Source organism: Cyclobacterium sp. SYSU L10401 (assembly GCF_010993705.1).
In the GTDB taxonomy this organism is placed as follows: Bacteria; Bacteroidota; Bacteroidia; order Cytophagales; family Cyclobacteriaceae; genus Cyclobacterium.
Genome location: NZ_WOFO01000008.1, coordinates 159272 through 181160 on the forward strand (window position 1 = coordinate 159272; position 21889 = coordinate 181160).

At 45.1% G+C, this 21889-nt stretch carries 13 protein-coding genes; 7 read left to right on the forward strand and 6 right to left on the reverse strand.

Going from position 1 to position 21889, the window contains the following annotated elements; genetic code table 11:
* Positions 1-67: 67 nt before the first annotated feature.
* The 5 genes from GL182_RS18030 to GL182_RS18050 all read right to left on the reverse strand — a co-directional run bounded on the left by GL182_RS18030 (position 68) and on the right by GL182_RS18050 (position 7687).
* Complete coding sequence (locus GL182_RS18030) at positions 68-274, reverse strand: hypothetical protein (RefSeq protein ID WP_163381180.1); 207 nt, start codon at positions 272-274, stop codon at positions 68-70.
* A 67-nt stretch (positions 275-341) separates the two neighbouring features.
* Positions 342-665, reverse strand: a complete 324-nt coding sequence (locus tag GL182_RS18035; RefSeq protein WP_163381181.1) for a high-potential iron-sulfur protein — start codon at positions 663-665, stop codon at positions 342-344.
* A 13-nt stretch (positions 666-678) separates the two neighbouring features.
* Complete coding sequence (locus GL182_RS18040; RefSeq protein ID WP_163381182.1) at positions 679-2790, reverse strand: PVC-type heme-binding CxxCH protein; 2112 nt, start codon at positions 2788-2790, stop codon at positions 679-681.
* Between the two features lie 117 nt (positions 2791-2907).
* Positions 2908-5322, reverse strand: coding sequence for an alpha/beta hydrolase family protein (locus GL182_RS18045; RefSeq protein ID WP_240469879.1), 2415 nt, complete (start codon positions 5320-5322; stop codon positions 2908-2910).
* Entirely contained in the window at positions 5315-7687 is a 2373-nt protein-coding gene (locus GL182_RS18050) for a dienelactone hydrolase family protein (protein ID WP_163381183.1), read from the reverse strand. The genes GL182_RS18045 and GL182_RS18050 overlap by 8 nt, the downstream gene beginning before the upstream one ends.
* A gap of 323 nt (positions 7688-8010) precedes the next feature.
* Here GL182_RS18050 and GL182_RS18055 point away from each other — a divergent pair, with 323 nt between their 5' ends.
* Both GL182_RS18055 and GL182_RS18060 read left to right on the forward strand, forming a co-directional pair.
* A complete protein-coding gene (locus GL182_RS18055; protein ID WP_163381184.1) occupies positions 8011-10233 on the forward strand; it encodes a sodium-translocating pyrophosphatase in 2223 nt (740 codons plus the stop codon).
* Between the two features lie 139 nt (positions 10234-10372).
* A complete protein-coding gene (locus GL182_RS18060; protein WP_163381185.1) occupies positions 10373-11380 on the forward strand; it encodes an N-acetylmuramoyl-L-alanine amidase in 1008 nt (335 codons plus the stop codon).
* A gap of 6 nt (positions 11381-11386) precedes the next feature.
* On the opposite strand, the gene GL182_RS18065 is transcribed toward GL182_RS18060, so the two are convergent.
* Entirely contained in the window at positions 11387-11749 is a 363-nt protein-coding gene (locus tag GL182_RS18065) for an Hpt domain-containing protein (RefSeq protein ID WP_163381186.1), read from the reverse strand.
* Positions 11750-11898: 149 nt separating this feature from the next.
* Between GL182_RS18065 and GL182_RS18070 the strand changes: the two genes are divergently transcribed.
* The 5 genes from GL182_RS18070 (at position 11899) to GL182_RS18090 (ending at position 21337) form a co-directional block, all read left to right on the forward strand.
* A complete protein-coding gene (locus GL182_RS18070; protein ID WP_163381187.1) occupies positions 11899-14160 on the forward strand; it encodes a Tex family protein in 2262 nt (753 codons plus the stop codon).
* A gap of 701 nt (positions 14161-14861) precedes the next feature.
* Entirely contained in the window at positions 14862-18026 is a 3165-nt protein-coding gene (locus GL182_RS18075; RefSeq protein ID WP_163381188.1) for a SusC/RagA family TonB-linked outer membrane protein, read from the forward strand.
* Between the two features lie 30 nt (positions 18027-18056).
* On the forward strand, positions 18057-19517 hold the full coding sequence (locus GL182_RS18080; protein WP_163381189.1) for a SusD/RagB family nutrient-binding outer membrane lipoprotein: 1461 nt from the start codon (positions 18057-18059) through the stop codon (positions 19515-19517).
* 60 nt (positions 19518-19577) lie between these two features.
* A complete protein-coding gene (locus tag GL182_RS18085) occupies positions 19578-20012 on the forward strand; it encodes a hypothetical protein (protein WP_163381190.1) in 435 nt (144 codons plus the stop codon).
* Between the two features lie 179 nt (positions 20013-20191).
* Positions 20192-21337 (forward strand): pyridoxal phosphate-dependent aminotransferase, encoded by a 1146-nt coding sequence (locus GL182_RS18090; RefSeq protein WP_163381191.1) that lies wholly within the window; start codon positions 20192-20194, stop codon positions 21335-21337.
* Positions 21338-21889 lie beyond the last annotated feature (552 nt).

The window sequence follows — 21889 nt, forward strand, 5'->3', positions numbered from 1 at the left end:
AGTCCTAAATATATAAAAATATCCAGTGATTTGCCATACTCAGGCAGCTTAAATGGGGAATTAAACCTTACTGGTCTTCATACCATTTTTCGTCAAAGGTATGTGCAGATTCAAAAGCAGCTTTCAAAACCTTTATGACCATCCAGATCATCAATACCGGGGAAATCGAAAACATTAACAATATGAGGGCAGTGTTTAGATTTACAGCTACTGCAACAACATAAATCAGTAGAAAGCCCGTAACCAGGCTTATTGGAACCAGGGGATTTTCCATAAGTTTTCCTTTTTAATGGAAACGATTAAACCCTGGCAATTGTTCAGTAGCGTTAATCAATTGTCTTTCAGGCATTTTCTACTCTGGGCGCCCAATAAGTACAATATGCTTGTGGTTTTACTGGTCCTTTAAAAAGCTGGCAGCCACCGCATTTCCTTTTTTCCGTAGGGGGCAGGTAAAGTTGGCAATTGTCACAACGGTTATCTGATACCGGCGTTTCTTCCTCATAGCCCAGGCTTTTTCTTTTTTCCAGTTCTTCCTCACTCAGGCCTGTGAGATCAGCACAATCGGTAACCTGATCCAACTGGTATTCTTTTGGGGGACTTCCACAGTTGACCAGGATCAAGCCTGATGATCCGAGCAGGTATTTTATGAATATTCTTCTTTGCATGGAGATTGTTTGGTTAAAGGTTGGCCATCAAATCCTGAAGGGGGAATTCGGTATAATTTTCTGCAGCTTCCAGTTTTTCCAAAAGGCCAGCCAAATTTTCAGAATGACTTTCCTTGGATTTTTCCAGGCCTTTTTTCAGGTTATCCAGCCCAATTGGTTTCCAATGATCCGGGTTTTTGTCCTGAAGCGAAGATAAAAAGCCGATGTAAGCCTTGATTTGGGTCTCTTCTCCTTTCGCCCCCAATATGTGGGACACCTCCTTCAGGTAGTCATTTTTCCAGCTTTCTGAGCTTTCAAAAAAGTCGTATTGCGTCTTCAATTTTTCAAGAATCTCAAGACCTGAACCGGCATTTGAACTGAGAATAGCTATCCGAAACCATTTATTGGTTCCCTTTTCCATCAGGGCTTCGGCCATTTTTTCAATGACATCCTTGTCTTCCCCGTTGCCAAGGCTAAGGATTGCTTGCAGGGCGACCATGGGGTTTTCATCTGTCACTTTTTGGGAGATAGCTTCTTTCAGTGAAGGGAATTCCTCTGCCAGGACCAGCGCATTCTTTACCAAACCCCAGTGATCGCTTTCCATTGCTGCTTGCACCAAATCCGGCGTCAGGGATCCCAAAGATTGTAACAAGTGGAGGGCGAGAACTTGTGTTTTTGGATTTTCATCCCTTGCTACTTCTAATAATGCAGGCACATAATCCTGGCTGGGATTTTCAAGGATCAACCGTTGGGCGGTGGTCCTGTTCCAGCCATTTTCATGAGACAGTTGGGCCACCAGGTTTTCAGCATCCATCTGGGAATAATCAGGAACCTGAGGAGCACTTGCCTCAGTTCCTTTTGGTACCAGGCGGTATATCCGCCCGTGATTTTCTCCATGCATAAAATCCATTTCCTCTTTCAAATCATCAGGAATGGAAACCGGAGTTTCTATGTGCTGCCGGTAAAAATCCACCATATACAGGTAGCCATCTGGCCCAACAGTAAACCCTACCGGCCTGAACCAGGGATCTGTTGATGCCAGGAATTCTTTCGTGGTTTCTTCAGATGGACGTTGGGCTATAAGAAATGGTCCGTTTTTATCCGGCACCAGCCGATCTCTGTGCACCAGGTTTCCGGCTACATCCCCTGTAAAAAGGTCTCCGTAAAATTCATCCGGAAAGGCTCCTCCATCGTAAATGGTCCCTCCTGAAGCGCCTGTGAAATAGTCTTCTGCATGCTCTACCCGGTCCAATTCCTGTTCCTGATACTGTTTGTTCCTTCTTCGGGTTCTTTCTGCCCTCCAATAGGGGGGAGGTGTCATTTGAAACATTTCAAAATCATGGTCGGAAATGTTTTGGTTGACGGATTTACTGGACAAGTGGCCGTGCCGCTCCAGGTACCTGCCGGGGATAACCGCCTGCTGTATATGCAGGGTGTTTTGTGTAAACAGTTTATTGCCCCAGTCATCGAACGTTTGGCCAAACTGGGCAGTACCGCTTTCTTTTTCAAAGGCATCCTTGTCAAGCCGAAACCTGAAATCCATCCCCTGTAGGGACAATGGACTTGATTCTGGTTTTTTCTCGAAGGTAACATCACTTCTTTGACCATTATTGGCCGCATAGATCCAGTTATCTACACCCAATCGCAGGTTGGTGATCTGGGCCTCCGAATTATTCTCAAAGAAACCGGAAAAAACGATTTCTTTGCTGTCTGCAACGCCATCGCCGTCCTGGTCTTTCATGTAATAAATATAGGGGGCTGCTGTTACCAGGAGGCCTCCTTTCCATGGCATCAGGCTGGTGGCATCTGCTATGCCTTCGGCAAAAACAATGGCAGCATCCGCCTGGCCGTCGCCATCCTCATCTACCAGTTTCTTAATGACTCCCCTTCCTTCGCCTTTTTCAGGTTTGTAGGGATAATCAGGCATTTCTATGGCGAATGCTGCCCCCATTTCATCAAATACCAGGTCTACCGGATCCTTGATATGTGGCTCAGCAGCAAATAGCTGTACCTCAAAACCTTCATGCAAATCAAAGGTGGCCATCGAAGCCTCCGGATTTAGGGGCCCGGCGTACTTTTCCTCAGTACAGGATTGAAAACCTAAGAAAAAGAACATCAAAAGACTAATGGAGGCTGTACTTTTCATAATTTTATATGGCTTGTTGGATGGATTATCAATATTGGATTTAATGCAAGAAAATGAAAATTATTTTCCATCAAAGGATGACATTTTTTATTAAAACCTGACATAAGTAAGCAGGAGCTATTCAAAGGGCAATTTATTAATGGGATCAAAACCGAAATATTTATCCAGAAAGGCATAGGCTTCTTTTCTTGTTTCCGGGGGAAAGTCATGCCCGGCATCCGGGTACCTTACCTGCAGATTATCCGGAAATCCCATCCACCGGTATACCGGAGCGAGCCGGTCAATCCCTGATTTGACACCCGCTACAGAAAAATTACTATCCTGTAAGGGTGCATTGGTAAAAACCGGCCTGGGAGCAATCAAGGCAATGATGTCCGTAAAATCAAAGGGAAGCCTGGCATCCGGAAGCTGATTTTTGATGGCAGGCATGTACCTTTCCTGTGCCCAGGGACCAAGTCGTCCCCCGTATTTTTTTGAACCTTCCTCTCCAATGTCATAAAATTCAAATGGCGTCCAACCACAACTGCTGACCACCGCTTTGATCCGCTGGTCATGGGCAGCGGCGAATAAGGCATTGTGTCCGCCAAGGGAGTGGCCAATCACACCAATCCTATCGGAATCTACTTCCGGCATCTGACCCAGTACATCCACGCATCGCATGTGGTTCCAAACGCCCAGCAAGGTTCCGGAAGGGAAGCCGTCTCTGGAAAAATCATGGTTTCTCTGCTCCCCAAAGCTGGGGTAATCGGGTGCCATCACCACATAGCCTCTCTCTGCCAACTCCCTTGCAATTCCCCTGTTTTCCAGCGGACCTTGTCCATCTACGATTTTTTTCCCCCCTTCACCTGTACTATGTAGTACCAGCATAGCAGGCCGGTTTTTGCTTTGGTGGGGCACATACAGGTAGGCCGTGACTTTATTCCTTTCATCAGATGGGAAACTCACCTGGTGCCTGGTAAAACTGCTTTCCACCAGGGAATCGGAATAGGTAAGCCGGGGTACCGAAAGATGCTCCCGGGAGGGTAGCGTTCCCATGATAGAGGCCACCTTGTGCTGCCAATCTTTCTTTTTTTCTTTCCATTCCTCGAGGCTTCTGATAGGAACATCACTTTCCCGCTGTAAAAGGTAGGGACTAGTAACCGCCTGACCCGGGTTTGGCTGGTGCAATAACTTTTTGATGGCCTCCAGGATGACAGGCTCGGCTTCGGCTGTCACCGGGCTGGCGTTGATTTCATAGCCTTGCTCCGGGTAGGCTGCCGCTGTGCCAATATAAAACGGTCCGTAATCCCCATAAGCAGCCATGGCTACCGATAAATCCGGCCTTACTGCCTTGGCGGCCAATTGGTATTCCACAAATAGTTCTCCAGGAAGATGGAGTATTCTGGCATCTCCCAGTGTCAGGCAGCTGATGTCAATTTTTTTACCCAGTTGCTGTCGCTTGTACCAGGTCAGTTTTTGCATGTTGTTGGTCAGCCAGCGAGGGTTTTGCAGGTGCATTTCCTGCTCGATTTTCGCAATCGCTTCATTCGCAGGCAGCAACAGGGGCTCCTGTTGCCAAAATACATCCTGCGGGTTTAATGCCTGTTTGCGGGTATTTTCCCATGCCTTTTCCATACCTGCTGCCAGCCTTTCAGCCAGCAGTTTGCGGTTGATTTTTGAGCCATCATTGTATTTGCCTGCAGCAATATTAGCACCAGCACCATTAAAATGCACATGCAGGGCTTCAGGGACAGCCAGTTGTCGCAGGTAGCGGGCTATTCCGGGGAAATCGGGGTTGGCTACTTTGGTCAGGTAATAGCTCTGCGGGTGCACGGCATAATAACTGAGCACCGCTATGGGTTGATCCCCATTCCAGAAACTGATCAGGGAAACTTCAGGATCGATCAGGCCTTCCGGGAAATCCCGGATTTGGGGATCTTGGGTAGAGGAGCTACGAAAATATTGGACTTTCCCGTCAGCACCTATTATACGGCGGTTGGAAGCCACCTTTTCCACTATTGCCTTCCCTGTTCCCACATGGCTGAGGGGTTGAGCCTCGGTTAACGCTGTTTCTATGGCCTCTTCCAGTCTGTTCAATAATACATGGTCAAAGGAACTTTCAAAAGCCTGCGGATCCAGTCCGGCATCCACCAGGATTTTTTCCGCACCCCAATCGCTGATGGGGGCATCATGTTGGTGGACCGTATGGATGGCTACCCTTGAAGGAATGGTGGAGGCTGCCTTTGCCAGGTGCGCTTTAAAGGCATCCTGGCTTTCATTTCCTATTCCAATCCAGTCCACTGCGCAAAGCACAATGGGAAGGCCGCTGCCGCTGAGGACGATTCCTTTGGCCCTGAGGCCTAAATCATCCCTGTTTTCCATCCGGTCATAGGCAAGCAAACTTCCAACCGGGGGAGTGGCATCCACATCAAAGACGGCAACTGACAATCCGGTAAGTTTTTCTTTGTTGCCCTGCCAGGCCAGGGCAGGCATGGACAGGAACAGGCAGAGCAGGCATAAAATCGAGGGAATCGGGCGTTTTATTTTAGTCATTATTCGATGGGGTATGCTGGTGAATCCAGTTAATCATTTCTTTTTGGGATGTCTCTGCGAATCGGTTAAACCCTTTTGGTATATACTGGTAAGGTTTGTTTTTGGCCCCCATTTGATTGGAAATAATTTCCAGATTTTTCAAATTACTGCTGATGGCTTTCAGGTCTGCATGCCTGTCTTGTTCAGGGCTGACCACCATCAGGGGCCGGGGCAGGATAGCAGCAAGTATTTCCGGGAAATCCACCGGTATTCCGGAAGGGTCGTCTTTATATAATCCCCATTTTGGGACCAAACCATACAGGTGAGAATAGGCCTTGATCCCCTCCAATTCTTCGCCAGCCTCCCTTAAGGAAGTAAAGGCGGAAGCAATCGCTACCCCGTCAACCTGATCTTCCAAAGCAGCAGTAAACAGTGCTACTGTTCCGCCCAAGGCATAACCGGCCAGGTAAATGTGGTCGGTATCCACAAATGCCAGTTGACCCAAAGCCTGAATAGCATCACGCGTATCCTTTACCATTTTGCCCATTTTGGACCAATCCGGATACCTGTCATAAAAATCAGCACCTTCCTCTATGCGACTGCCATAACCCAACAAGTCCATGGTGAATACGGCCATCCCCTTCTCCAGACAGGTTTCAATAAAATGGTTCATTCCCGTATCAAAGCCGGTGTTGGTATATTTGTGCAGGTAAATGACAACCGGGATTTTGTTACCACTGTCTGTTTTGAATTTCCCCTGATCATCCGAAGGGAGGTAAAGGGCACCATGCTGGTAATCTCCCAAAGCATTGTAGGGCGCAATATTTCGTCTGATCCCATGGGTGACCCGGGGGCGGTTGAGCAACAAATCCAGGTAATCACTATTGGAGCTTAAACTTGATATGGGATCGGCAGCGATCCCCTCGGGCTGTTTTCCAAGGGTCCACCGGATTTTTTCCCGGACGTTTTCCTGCCAGCCTTTCAGGTCTTCCCTGGTCATGGAGGAAATGTCATTCACCAAGGAGGGTAATTCGACCGATTGGTCTTTTGGCAAGGCAGATGGGGTGTTTTTCTTTTCCCAGAGATCAAAGTCAAAGCTATAGTACCTTTTGTTTTCCCATTTTTTGTCGGACCTGCCAAATTGAATGTCCAGCCAGTCCAGGTAAGATTCGATGTCTCTGGCAGCCACCGCATGTTTTCCATCCCTGAAGCGTATGCCTAATTTTTCTGGCTGCCCCAAAAATTCATATACCTTCTTCAGGGACTGGTAATTTTGTTCGATGGCCCAGGGATCACCTCCCCCGGCTTCCCTGATGGACGAACTCAATAAAAGGGAGTTGGGTGCTATCAAGGCCATCAGAGAATTTTGATCAATCGGCAATTTGTGCTCCCTGCCATTAAAAAACCGCAAACGGGGATGAAACCATTGAGGCCTGATGGAATTAAGGTAATCAATAGATTCATTTTCATGTCTTTCATCCGTATAACGGTAGGGGATCTCGCCGCCTGTGCCTCCGCTACTGCTGATCAGGGCCGTGATTCTGGAGTCAAAGGCGGCGGCAAAGATCGATAATTTGGCATTTCTGGAGTGCCCGGTTAAAGCAATTTTATCTTTATCTACTTCTGGTATGGTGTACAAGTAATCTACGGCCCTTTGTGCTCCCCAGGCCCGGGTCATTAAAGCGGACCAGTCGTATTCCGGGTATACTTCCTGGTAGGCAATGGTTTCATCAAAGACATCGGCTCCGGCATAAATCAATCCCATGTAGCCCCTTCTTACAGCTATTTGTACCCAGCCCCGGTGATTCCACTGGCTCATAAATACCGGATGAGGTCCCTCGCCCGGGGGAGTGTAAACCTCCAGGGTCAACCGGGCTTTTTCATGATTGCCAAACTTCAGCAGGACGGTTTGAACCTTGATGGCACCTTCCATATGTTCTGAAATTATTTCTGAAGTAAGGTTTTCAGGGGGATTGGGAAAGGTACCGGACAATAAATGGATGGCTTGTTCTTTGATCCACTCTCTTTTGTTTTGCCACTGCTCCATCGATTTCACAGGGACCTGCTGACCACCTACCTCCAGGACCAGAGGGTCTGGGAGGAAAGGGATATCAGGCAGTAAGTCGAAATCAGGAGGCAGTTCACCGGTTCTTTTTTGCCAGGCACCCCATGTGCTGTCCTTAAAGCTAAGGCGTTCAAAGGAGGCAAACACATTTCTGGTCCTTTGATCAGCTCTCGGATGGGGTCTGTTATGTTCCAGTAGGTTTTCCAGAAAGGCTTTACGCTTTATGGTATCTACTGACTGGGCAATTCCAAAATAAGGGATCAGGCAGAGTAGTAGAGGTAGGAGAAGGGGATACAGCGATTTGCCTGTTAAATTTTTCATGATTATGGGCTGGGTTCGGCTTTTGAAATTTAATTATCCTAAAATTAATGACAAAATTCCACAGAAAAAGGATCAATGGTAAAAATCCCGTCAGGACATCTGTATCCGCTGTATACAGCAGGAGAGGGAGGAGTTGATTTTGGGAAAAAGCTTCATTTACAGGTGAATTTATTAAAAAAATCAGGAATTTTTGAGTGATAAAGCTTCAAATTGATGGATTAGGTCCATCAAATGTATCTTTTACAGTTTCTTTCTTGAAAGGATTAGGAATAATAATATCTTTGTCGAAATTAAAAAATCTATATATTTCTTTAATAGCTGATATGGAACAATTATTTCTCTATTTGGTCCCTTTTTTGGGTATTTTTGGGTTGGTGGTGATGGCCATTAAATCTGCCTGGGTAACCAAGCAGCCTACCGGTGAACAGAACATGGTAGAGTTGGCGGGTTATATTGGTAAGGGAGCGATGTCGTTCCTGAAAGCGGAGTGGAAGGTAATGTTTTATTTTGTAGTGATTGCTGCCATCATCCTGGGATGGTCGGGCACATTACTGGACAATTCCAGTCCCATTATTGCAGTATCTTTTGTCATTGGAGCCGTTTTATCTGCCTTTGCCGGATACCTGGGAATGAAAATTGCCACTAAATCCAATGTAAGAACCACTGAGGCGGCAAAAACAAGTCTTGCCAAAGCATTGAATGTTTCCTTCACCGGAGGGACGGTTATGGGTCTGGGAGTAGCTGGTCTTGCCGTATTGGGAATGGGAGGCTTATTTATCATATTTTACAACATGTTTGTATTGTCTTCCGGAGGCGATGTCAATGGGCATGAAATGGAGACCGCCCTGGAGGTATTGGCCGGGTTTTCCCTGGGGGCAGAATCTATTGCCTTGTTTGCCAGAGTAGGAGGAGGGATCTACACCAAGGCTGCTGATGTAGGAGCCGATCTGGTGGGAAAAGTTGAAGCCGGAATACCGGAAGATGATGTAAGGAATCCCGCAACCATTGCAGATAACGTAGGTGATAACGTAGGTGATGTGGCCGGAATGGGTGCAGATTTATTTGGTTCATACGTGGCCACCATATTGGCTTCCATGGTATTGGGAAGGGAAATTGTAAGTAATGACAACTTTGGAGGGATTGCCCCGGTGCTGTTGCCGCTGGTTATTGCCGGTCTGGGACTGGTTTTCTCTATTATTGGAACCGTTTTCGTTAAAATTAAGTCCGAAACTGGAAATGTACAGGCAGCCCTAAACCGGGGGAATTGGATTTCAATCCTGTTAACGGTAGCTGCCTCTTTCTTTGTGATCGATTACATGCTGCCTGAGGGAGACCTGGTCATGTCCAGGTTAAATTCCATTGCTTTTACCAAAATGGGAGTTTTTGGAGCTGTTTTTATCGGATTGATTGTAGGTGCCCTGATGAGTATCATTACCGAACATTATACCGCCATGGGTAAAGGTCCGGTCAATTCAATCATCAGGCAATCGTCTACGGGCCATGCCACGAACATCATCGGCGGTCTGGCAGTAGGCATGCAATCTACCGTGTTGCCTATTTTGGTGCTTGCCGGAGGAATTTTCTCTTCCTATATGGCAGCCGGATTATATGGAGTAGCCATAGCCGCCGCAGGCATGATGGCCACCACCGCCATGCAATTGGCGATTGATGCTTTTGGTCCCATCGCCGATAATGCCGGTGGAATAGCAGAAATGTCCGGCCTTCCCAAAGAGGTCAGGGAAAGAACAGATATATTGGATGCCGTTGGCAATACCACCGCAGCAACGGGCAAGGGGTTTGCTATCGCCTCAGCCGCCCTGACAGCCCTGGCATTATTTGCTGCTTATGTAGGGATATCGGGTATTTCTACCATAGACATTTATAAGGCAGATGTATTGTCCGGATTGTTTGTGGGAGCCATGATCCCCTTTATTTTTTCTTCCCTGGCAATAGCTGCCGTGGGTAGGGCAGCCATGGATATGGTCAATGAGGTGAGGAGGCAATTCAAAGAGATGCCGGGAATTATGGACTATACCCAAAAACCGGATTATGAAAAATGTGTGGAGATATCCACCAAAGCTTCCATTCGGGAGATGGTGGCACCGGGTGCAATCGCCCTTTTATCGCCCATTATTGTGGGTTTCCTCTTTGGGCATGAAGTGTTGGGTGGCATGTTGGCTGGAGTAACCGTCTCAGGTGTTTTGATGGGGATTTTTCAGAACAATGCCGGAGGAGCCTGGGACAACGCCAAGAAATCTTTTGAAAAAGGAGTGGAAATCAACGGAGAAATGTATTACAAAGGCTCTGAGCCCCACAAGGCCTCTGTTACCGGGGACACGGTAGGAGATCCCTTTAAAGATACCTCAGGTCCTTCCATGAATATTCTGATCAAGCTGACTTCTATCGTTTCCATAGTCATTGCACCTTTTATTCCTTTGGATAGTCCATTGGGGATTTCGGATAATGCGGGGAGCGAAGAAATAAAAAAGGTGGTACAGGTACCCGAAACTTCCCCTGAAGCACTGGAAGTTTTGGAAATCAATTGAACCAAACCTGAATGTAATATTCTTCATGGCCGCCAATACATGCATTGGCGGCTTTTTGGTTCCGAGGGGCTATACCCAAAATACCAGAGATAAGATGCCCTTACTATCGGTGATTGTCTATAAATAAATGCTACAAAAGATGCCTTCCTATTTAAAGACCTGTTTGATGTTATGCTTGTTGTCCATTGGTATGGCAGCGTTCGGTTCATCTTCAGCTTTCTCTGTTTATGGTTCTCCGGATCAATTGAAAGGAAGAGTGATTTGTATAGATCCCGGTCATGGAGGTACAGCAGATACTGATGCTTACCGCGTGGGTCCTACCGGTGAGCGGGAGGAGTGGGTGAATTTACGGGTTGCCCTGTATTTGAGGGATTTGCTGGAAAATGCCGGGGCAAAAGTGGTGCTCACCAGAAGAGACGATTCTTTTGTCTCTTTGGAAGACAGGAGTAAAATGGCAGTTGCAAACAAGGCAGAATTATTTGTCTCTATCCACCACAATGCCACAGCAGATCCGGCGGTCAATTTTCCTATCATTTATTTTCACGGAAGTGCTTTGGAGAACGGTGCCAGTGTGGCACTGGGACAGCAGGTGGCAAAGCACTTGCTCCAGCACCTATTTGATGATCAGGGTCCCTTTAGTTTGGTTTCTGATTTTACCATTTTTTCCCGAGCCGGGGCAAGTGTACTGCGGGGAACATATGGTATTCCCGGCATCATTGCAGAGGCATCCTTTTTTACCCATCCTGAGGAAGAAGACAGGCTTAAATTGAGCGCCTACAACAAACGGGAGGCCAGGGCTTATTTCGAAGCCATTGCTGATTTTTTTTCCATGTCCGTACCAGTGGTAAAAGAGAAAAAAGAACCCCTGGAAATCACCCCTTTTCCGGTTTTTCAGGAGGAGGAAAGAATGCGTCCGGAGGCCTTGCAATGGAAAGCCAATTATGAAGAAGGTAAACGCCTTATGGAAACAGGTGATGAAAAAGATCAAGAGAGGGCTTACCGACTGTTAAGTCTATCTGTGAAATCTTTTCCGGACTCCTATGTAGCCAAACAATGTCATGAATTACGGGCAGCTATTCTCTCCCGGAAGGGTGATGGAAAAGCAGCGGATATGGAACACAAACGTATAAAGGCTTTTTATCCCTGAAAGCGATTAGGATCTTTCTTCCAATTCGGTTTGCAACTGGGAAATGACGGTTTCCAAAACGGTATTGGTTTCCATGATCAGCGGGGATAGTTTTTCCGGCTGACTTTCCAATTCAGCCAGCTGCTCAATTTCCCGGATTACTGGAATTAAAATTTCTATTTTAATATTATCGATACTTGGTTTGATCTGGTGGGCCAGGTTCTTGATTTCCGTGTAATTCTTTTCGTCAAAAGCAGAATTCAGTCCGCTTATGGTTTTTTTTGCCTGATCAATAAATAATTTGATCATTTCTATGATAAATTCATCACTTCCACCGCTGATTTCCTCCAAATTTATCAGGTCATACAATTTCCCCTGGTGATTTTCCATGTTTGGTTTGGTCTTTTAAAGGCTACAAATATAGGGTTTGAAACGGAAAAAACAGCATAGGGTAATTTCATGTTTTTTTCATGCTTCACAAAAAAATAGACTTAAATTGCGCCCAGTTATATAAAATCAGCAATAAATAATTTTTATTCATGTCAGATTTGAATCATTATTCAAAGATAGCCAGCGAGTTGGGTGTGCGAAATGATCAGGTGGTAAGTACCGCCGGGTTGCTGGATGAGGGGGCGACCATCCCATTTATTTCCAGGTATAGAAAGGAGGTTACCGGTAGTTTGGATGAAGTACAGGTTGCAGCCATCAGGGACCGCCTGCAACAACTCAGGGATCTGGAAAAGCGTAAAGAGGCCATTATCAAATCCATAGAGGAGCAGGGTAAGCTGACAGCCGAGCTGGAGGCCAGGGTACTGGCGGCCGAAACCATGAGTCTTTTGGAAGACATATACCTTCCTTTCAAGCCCAAACGGAGAACGAAGGGTACCATTGCCAGGGAAAAGGGTCTTGAACCCCTGGCCAATCAGATTTATGCACAGGATAGACTTCAGCCGGATACTATTGCCCAAGCTTATGTGGACGAGGAGAAGGGAGTAGGATCTATTGAAGAAGCCCTTCAGGGAGCAAGGGACATCATGGCTGAATGGATAAATGAAGATGTAGAAGTAAGGAAAAATTTGCGCAAACTGTTTATTGAAGAGGGGAAATTCACTTCCAGGGTGATTCCGGGAAAGGAGCAGGAGGCCATGAAGTACAAAGATTATTTTGATTGGGAAGAGCCCATTAAATCCGCTCCTTCGCACCGGGTACTGGCCATGAGAAGAGGGGAAAAGGAACTTTTTCTGATGTTGGATACAGGACCGCTGGAATCAGTCGCCCTGCAAATGATAGAAAAAAGGGTCTTAAAGACTACCAATCCCTGTGCAACGCAGGTAAGCCTGGCCATTAAAGACAGCTATAAACGATTGTTGAAACCTTCGATGGAAACTGAAGTCAGGCTTTATTCCAAGAAAAAGGCGGACGAAGCGGCGATCAAGGTTTTTACAGAAAATCTGAGACAGCTACTCCTGGCTTCTCCGCTGGGAGAAAAGTCGGTGATGGCCATAGATCCGGGGTTCCGTACGGGATGTAAATTAGTTTGTTTGGGACCTCAGGGGCAGTTGTTGCAAAATGAAACCATTTATCCCAATGAACCTCAAAAGAAAACCCATGAATCCGGTGCTTTGGTAAAATACCTGGTAGAGCGACATGGGATTGAAGCCATTGCCATAGGAAATGGCACGGCCAGCAGGGAAACAGAGCTCTTCATCAAAAACATTGGACTGGCACCTGAAGTATTGGTCGTCATGGTCAACGAAAGTGGGGCCTCCATTTATTCTGCTTCCGAGGTGGCCAGGGAGGAGTTTCCTGATCATGACCTGACCGTAAGAGGAGCTGTTTCCATAGGAAGAAGGCTCATGGACCCTTTGGCAGAATTAGTAAAAATTGATGCCAAATCCATAGGTGTGGGGCAATACCAGCATGATGTAGATCAAACGGCACTTAAAAATTCATTGGATGATACGGTAATGAGTTGTGTAAATGGGGTAGGGGTTGAAGTGAATACTGCCTCTAAGCAACTCCTTACTTATGTCTCCGGTCTGGGTCCATCTCTGGCTCAAAATATTGTAGCCTTTAGGAATGAGCACGGACCTTTCAAGAGTAGGGAGGACATCAAAAAGGTGCCCCGCCTGGGAGAGAAAGCCTATGAGCAGGCAGCTGGATTTTTAAGGATAAGAAATGGGGTAAATCCCTTGGATAGCAGTGCTGTGCATCCGGAAAGGTATGATTTGATCAAAAGGATGGCAGAGGACATGGGCGTGTCTGTGGCACAATTGATTAAGGATGATCAACTGGTCCAGAAGATATCCTTGTCCAGGTATGTGGATGAGCAGGTAGGATTACCTACCCTGCAGGATATCCTGGAAGAATTGGGTAAACCAGGTAGAGACCCGCGAGAACAGTTTGAGGTTTTTCAGTTTCAGGAAGGCATCAATGAAATGAAGGATTTGAAAGTGGGAATGGAGCTGCCTGGGATTGTTACGAATATTACGCAATTTGGGGCCTTTGTAGATATAGGTGTGCACCAGGATGGCCTGGTACACTTGAGTCAGTTGGCAGATCGGTTTGTAAAGGACCCGAAAGAGGTGGTATCTGTCAATCAAAAAGTAACAGTGACGGTAATGGAAGTGGATCTGCCAAGGAAACGGATTGGGCTGAGTATGAAAGCGGATCCATTTGGGAAAACGTCTCAGGAACAGAAGGACAGAGGTCCTGCAAAAAAACGGATATCCAAAAAACCTGATAGTAAGGAAAGCATGGAAGAAAAGCTGAACCTGCTAAAGCAGAAATTTGGAAAATAGGAAATTCGGGAAGATGGTAAAAAAGCCCATGCTCAGTTTTTGAGCATGGGCTTTTTTTGTAAAAATTCAACTAAAAACACTGAGGGTGAATGGCTTGTCTCTATTTGTTAATGCGAGGCATTCAATCGATAAAAAACAGAATAATATTTTATAGTAAGGTGTAAAATACAAAATAAATTTTATAAATGTTAATAATATTTTTTCTGGTTCAAAATTTAACCATTAATTCGATTTTGAAACTTTAATTAAAGAATATAAGGGTGTTTTAAAATCCAAAAAAATAATATGAAACAATAAAAATAGATTATTAAGTTTATTTTAAACCTTTAATAATTTTAATATCATAAAAATAGTATTTGTTAATTTAGTCTTTAAAATTGAATAATAAAAATTTTAAATTGTTAAAAAGGTTTATAATAAGTTAAAATAATAAAAAATAAAGAATAAATTGTTTTTTTATAATAATATTTAAATATTTCGTTTTGTTCCTTTATATAAAAAATAATTTGGTAAATTTTTCTTATTCGGTTTACTGTTTTATATTTATACCGAATTGTAGGAAGTAGGGTTATTGGAAACCTATTTTTCGATAAATACAATTCATTCCCCAAAATAATCTTTTCAGACTGACCCAAAAATAACCACTTGGGCTATCCGGCACTTATCCGGGTTAAAATCTTAACTTATTAACCATTAACAACATGATTAAAAAATTTACTCACGCAAAGGAAAGGAGTAATGGCATGACCACACTCTTCCTTGGATTGATGATCCTTTTGGGATCTACATGTATTAATCCGCTCTTTGCACAGGAGCGGTCAGTATCTGGAAAGGTAATTGATGAAAATAAACAGCCTATTCCCGGAGCCAGTATATTGGTAAAAGGAACGACCAAGGGTGCGGCTACCGATATCAATGGGGAATTTTCCCTATCCCTTTCCGGCTCAGAAAACCTATTGGAGGTTTCCTTCATTGGCTACGACAAAAAGGAAGTTAAAGTAGGTAATCAAAGTGAATTGACCATTTCCTTATTACCTGATGAAACAGCTCTATCAGAGGTGGTGGTAACTGCCTTCGGAATGGAACGCGAAAAGAAGGCGTTAGGCTACACTACACAGGCGGTAGAGGGTAGCCAGATTGCAGATGCCCGCCAGCCGAATATTGCCAATAACCTTTCCGGACGTGTTGCCGGAGTACAGATCAATAGCAATTCCATGCCAGGTAGTGGATCCCATATTGTAATCAGGGGATCTTCCTCTGTGGCTGGAAACAATCAGCCGTTGGTGGTATTGGATGGGGTGCCACTGGAACAATCTTCTGACAGAAGGTATGGCGGTGGATTATCTGAAATCAACCCGGATAATATCAAGGAAATAAATGTGCTGAAAGGTGCCACTGCTGCCGCCCTTTACGGGTCCAGAGCAGCTAACGGCGTGATCATGGTGACCACCAAAGATGGTTCCGGTTCCAAAGGTATTGGTGTGGAATACAATACCAACATGACTTTCGACAGGCCTTTGGTAGAACCTGGATTGCAAAACATTTATGGGGGTGGCATTGGCTACAGAACCTGGTATGTGGACGGAAGAAATGGCTTTGATGCTGACGGAATCCGGGGAACAGCCGGCGTGGATGAGAGCTGGGGACAGCCTATGGATGGTACTGAAGTTCCGCTTTGGTACAGTGCTCCGGGAAGGGAGCCCTTATTGCCTCAGCCTGATAATTTCCAGCAGTTTTGGGAAACAGGTAGAAGCATGACCCATAACGTGGCCGTGGCGGGAGCTAACGAATCTGGTAATTTCAGGTTGTCTATGGGCAGGTTGGACCAGACCAGCATCATGTACAACAACAATTATTACCGGAATAACTTCAAGCTCAATGCAGGTTATAATTTTACTGATAAACTAAAGTTTACTGTCAGTGCCGAATATGTTAAATCAGGGTCGGATAACAGAAGGTACACCGGAAGCTCGGATTTTATTTGGGCTCACAGACATACCGATTATGATAAGCTAAGAAACTGGGATCAATATTACGATATCCAGCGGGAGACTTTTCGCCCCGGGGACGACTATCCCTATGCCAACTGGCAGCATGAGTATTTTTCAAATCCTTACTTCCTGCAGGACCGCTATCCCAATGCCAATGAAAAAGACAGATTGGTTGGAAACATAGCGGCAACCTATAGCTTTACAGATGATTTTAGCGTGATGGTCAGGTCAGGTACTGACTTCTGGACCGACAGCAGAACAGATGTAACAAGTGTGGAAAGGACCAAAAATTTTGTAAGAATATTGGGTGCTTACACAGACACGCAAATGACCAGTCAGGAAACCAACAGTGATGTGATCCTGACCTATAATAAAACCCTGGATAATGGGTTTTCCCTGAATTTGCAGGGTGGTGCCATCAACAGGACCAACAATTATCAGATGACTGCTGTCAATGTCAGGGAACTAACCATTGATGGTTTATATAACCTGGGTAACTATGCCAGTCCGGTAGTGCCGTCCAGTGAGATCAGAAAGCAGGTGGTAAACAGTGTTTTTGGTTCTGCCCAGTTTGGCTACGCCAACTCCATATTCCTGGACGTGACCGGTAGGAATGATTGGTCCAGTACATTGCCATTAAATGGAAATTCCTTCTTTTATCCCTCAGTTGCCCTGAGTGCCGTATTGACCGATTTATTCAATGTTCAAAGTAACTTCCTTTCCTTTGCAAAGGTAAGGGCCAGTTTGGCACAGGTAGGTAATGATGCCGATCCCTATCTTCTGAATCAGGTGTTTGCTTCCCAGGGACTCTGGGCTGGTACGACGCCTACTTATGCCGCCTCTGATGAAATTGCCAACAGGAACCTGAAGCCTGAAATTACCACGGGACAGGAAATCGGTTTGGACATGAGGTTTTTGAATGGAAGAATAGGGTTGGATTTTACCTACTATCACCAATCCACCACCAATCAGATCCTGGCGGTAGCGATCTCGAGGGCATCAGGCTACCAAAGTCAGATACTTAATGCCGGGGAAATTACCAATCAAGGTGTAGAATTGATGTTAACCGGTTCCGTTTTACAAAATGCCGGAGGTTTGAATTGGGATGTAGCTTTAAACTTTGCCAGAAACAGAAACCTTGTGGTTGAGTTGGCTGAAGGCCTTGAAAACTATACCCTGGGCAGTCAGAACAGTCTGACCTCTGAAGCCAGAATCGGACAGCCTTATGGCACCCTGTATGGAAGAAGGTACCTGCGTTCACCTGAAGGAGAGATTGTTCATAGCAATGGTTTGCCCCAGTTGGAGGCCGGAACCTTCCAACTCGGAAATATTCAGCCGGATTGGATCGGAGGGTTGTCCAATACTTTTACCTATAGGGGATTTTCATTCGGTTCACTGATAGACGTAAGAATGGGTGGAGACCTGTTTGATGTAGGAACCGGTCTGGCACGAAAGACAGGACAATATGTGGAAACTGCTATCGGCAGGGAAGAAGGTGTAATTGGTCAGGGCGTGAAAAATGTTGGGACTGAGGAAAGCCCAGCCTACGTTCCCAATGATGTCATCGTTGGTGCGCAACCTTTCTGGAATGCTCAAAACCCCAGAACCTACCATGAAGCTGGAATTTTTGATGGGTCTTTTATTAAATTAAGAGAGTTGTCTCTGGGCTATAGCTTGCCACAAGCCCTGCTGTCCAATACCTTCCTTCAAAGTGTCAGGTTATCTGTAGTGGGAAGAAACCTGGCGATTTTGTTCAGAAATCACCCTCACCTGGATCCTGAATTTGATGGAAAAGGTGGCAATGCGCAGGGTTTTGGATATGGTGAAATGCCTTCCACAAGAAACATAGGATTTAACCTGAATGTATCCTTTTAAGTGATTTCCAACTTGGTAAAAAAGATAACAATGAAAAGATTAAAATTTATTCCATACACCCTTTTGTTGGGACTATTCCTTGTGGCCGGTTCCTGTACGGAGGAATTTGAAGAAATCAATACAGATCCAAACAATCCGGTTACCATATCTCCGGCCCTTCTACTCCCGAATGCCATACAGGTATCTGTGGACAGGTATTGGGGACATAGTACACGCTTTGAAAGGTTAAATATTGATGCAGCCATGTGCTGGATTCAGCATTTGTCCAGGAATATTTACATCAATGCAGAAGGAGACACCTATGAAATTCCCATTACCGTTTCCACTGGAACATGGAATAACCTGTACAACAGTTCTTTGGTGAATTTGGAGCAGGTGATTGAATTGGCCGGAGAAGGTGGAGAATTTCAGAATAGAAATTATGAGGGTATTGCTTTGGTCATGAAGGCTTTCACCTTTTCTTACCTGACAGATGCCTTTGGCCCCATTCCTTATTCCAATGCCCTGAAAGGAGCTGCCGAAGAGCCGGTAAACTCTCCAGACTATGACTCTATGGAAGAGGTTTATGCCGGGGTATTGGAGGATTTGAAATTGGCCAATGAGAAGTTAACGGTCGGAGGACCGGTAGTAAATGGTGATATCATGTTTGACGGAGACATCATGCGCTGGAAGAAGTTTGCCAATTCCTTACGAATCAAATTGGCCAACCGACAGGCGGCCAAAAAGCCAGCAGAATCCCGGGCAATCATGCAGGAGATACTTTCATCTCCGGAAACTTATCCCATATTTACAGGGAATGATGATTATGCCGAGCTGAACCACGCCAATGTGATCGGTAGCAGGAATAAAATGTTTGACGTGTTTTCTACCCGATCTGACTGGAACATCAGTACCACATTGGTGGATAAGCTACTCGAGCTGGATGATGATCGGATCAATGTGTATGCATTGCCCTTGTCTGATGGAACCTTTGCAGGATTGCCCAATGGGTTAACCGATGCAGCTGCCTCCTCCATATCCGCTTCTACCATTGGGCAGAAATTTCTGGATCCTGAAGCTCCAAGTATTTTGATGACCTATTCAGAATTGATGTTTGTGCTGGCCGAAGCAGCCTTTGATGGAGACATTACCGGAGACCACATGGATTACCTGGAGAAAGCAGTCAGTGGTTCTTTTGATCAACATGGCCTGGAAATGCCATCTGATTACATCAGCAGGTTGGGAAATATAGACAAGGAAACGATCATGACACAAAAGTGGATTTCCCTGTTTGGCCAGGGTATCGAAGCCTGGACGGAATACCGAAGAACTGGATTTCCGCAAATGCCAACGCCTGATCCGAATGCGATCTTTGTAAACGAAGGCGTATTGCCAACGCGCATCGAATACCCTCCTTCCGAATACTCATTGAATATGTCCAATCTGGAGGAAGGTATCCAAATGCTTGGCGGATCGGATAATATGAGAACCAGGTTATGGTGGGCAGAGTAAGCGTGCTGTTTAAAGCCATTATCGAAATGAAATTCATTCATAATCAATTGAATACATATCATGAAAAAAATATTGAATAAAATTACATTATTGGGTTTGGTTGTGGCGGCTTTCTCTTGTGTGGAAGCGGTGGAATTGGCTACACCAAATGTTGCTTCTCCGGTATTGGTAGTTCTCGAAGGAAACGAATTTGAGGCCAGCACCGGTGTGGCCGTGGAAGGTTCCTTTTATGAACTCGATAAAAGCGGTATCCTTGATAGGACGGTAGGCATTGATTCCATTCCGGTTTCCGGATTGGAAGTAACGGTCTTCATCAATCAGACCGAAGAAGTAAGTACCTTAACCACGGATGGTCAGGGAAAGATCTTGTTTCAGAATCCCTGGACCTCTTTGGGGATTTCAGCTCCAAGTTCCGGTACCCAGATCAGGTTGGAATTTGCTGGAACGTACAATGACATTGCCTTCAGGCAATTCCACAATGTGCGGGTAAAATAAAATAGTAAATCTTAGGACAGGGTTCCTTGAGTAAGGGATGTTTTGTTTTGGTAAAAGTCTGTTTCTATTTATGGTAATGTACCTTAGAATGAGATTGACGCATAAAATACCAGGCAAAGCATCCCTTTATACCTTTAAATCTTACAAAATAATTTTAACCACTTAACAAAAGAACGATCATGACTAACTTAAACAGAAGAAACTGGCTAAAATCCAGTATGACGCTAACTGCAGGTCTGATGACCATGGGCTATGCCGGGGCAGAAAACGGAAGAGATGTAGCTTCAGCGAAAGCTTTTCCTAAAAAAGACAGGTATGCCAGATTGACTTCAAATGAAAATCCATTTGGTCCTTCAGCCTCTGCAAAAAAAGCTTTGAAAGCTGCTTTGGATGATGCTTTCTTGTATCCCAGGGAGTACAGGCAAACACTGGTGGAGCTCATCGCAAAGGAAGAAGAGGTAAGTGAAGACCATATCCTGCTAGGAGCCGGATCCAGTGAGCTGCTACATGCCGCTGCCAGGGTATATGGAGGAGCAAATGGAAAAGTCTTGTCCGCTGATCCCACCTATACCTCCCTGGTTAGATCCGCTGAAATGCTGGGTGCTGAATGGGTGAAGGTGCCTTTGGATAAAAACTTCGACCATGACCTGTCTACCATGGAACATCAGGTCAAACCGGATATATCCCTGGTCTATCTGGTAAATCCCAATAATCCAACCGGTAAAATCATGACCGGAGAGGAAATCATTGGTTTCTGTGATACCGTATCTTCCAAAGTACCAGTGTTTGTGGATGAGGCTTATTGGGACTATATGGAAAACCCCAAAGGATCTACTACTACTGCCTGTATCAAAAAAGGAGCAAACGTAATCGTAGCCAGAACTTTTTCTAAAGTTCATGCTTTTGCTGGTCTACGTGTAGGATACTGTATTGCTCAACCGGAGGTAATTAAAATGCTGGCTAAGGAAGGTCCCAGAAATACTTTGAGTGGTCCATCGATGAGTGCTGCCACAGCCAGTTTGGTAGACCATGAATTCATCAAGTATTCTGTTAAGATGAATAATGAAGGTAAAAAATTCGTTTATGATGTTTTGGAAAAAACCGGTCACGATTATTTCCCATCTCATACCAATTTTATTTTATTCCCCATTGCCATGGATTATTCAGATTTCAGAAAGAAAATGCTGGATAGAGGAGTGGGCATAAAAAGCATGAATGTTGCCGGTCAGGATTATTGCCGGGTTAGTATGGGAAAAATGGAAGACCTGGAAATGTTTGCAGACGTTTTCCAAAAAGTAATCGGTACCTCTATCAACAAATCCTAAGGACCGATGGATTTCTCCCATTGAAATCCCTTATTCCATCATCAATCTCAGGTATTAAAACAGCCTCTTCCAAAAAGAGGCTGTTTTTTTTGGTTTCAACAGGGTAATAACCTTTTATCTGAAGGACCAACGACAAATTTTAAAGATCATGCTCACAGGTAATAGCGAAAGGTCGGTTTCATTGATGGGCTAACTTGGGGCTAATGCGATAAAAACACCGTGGCTGTTTTCTCGCCGGGTCGCACTTTCCGCATCCGCTTACCCGGGGCTACCAATCTGGCAATCCTATGCGCTTGCTTTTTTTATGCTCTCCTCCTGATTGTAAGTTTAAATATGTTTGTTCTCAGAATGAATGTTTTTTTAGCACTTTTACACCCCGAAATCACCTTATTAACTAATGGAAGGAGTTTTATGCTGGTATTGCCGGCTTGAATATTGAGAGTTAAGTGATATTCCCTGGTTGGTTCGTTTCGTGACGTATTTCCTGAAAGAGGTAGACTTGCAAAAAACTGGTTAGGCCATCTATTTTGCAGAAGAAAAGTAAACGAATAA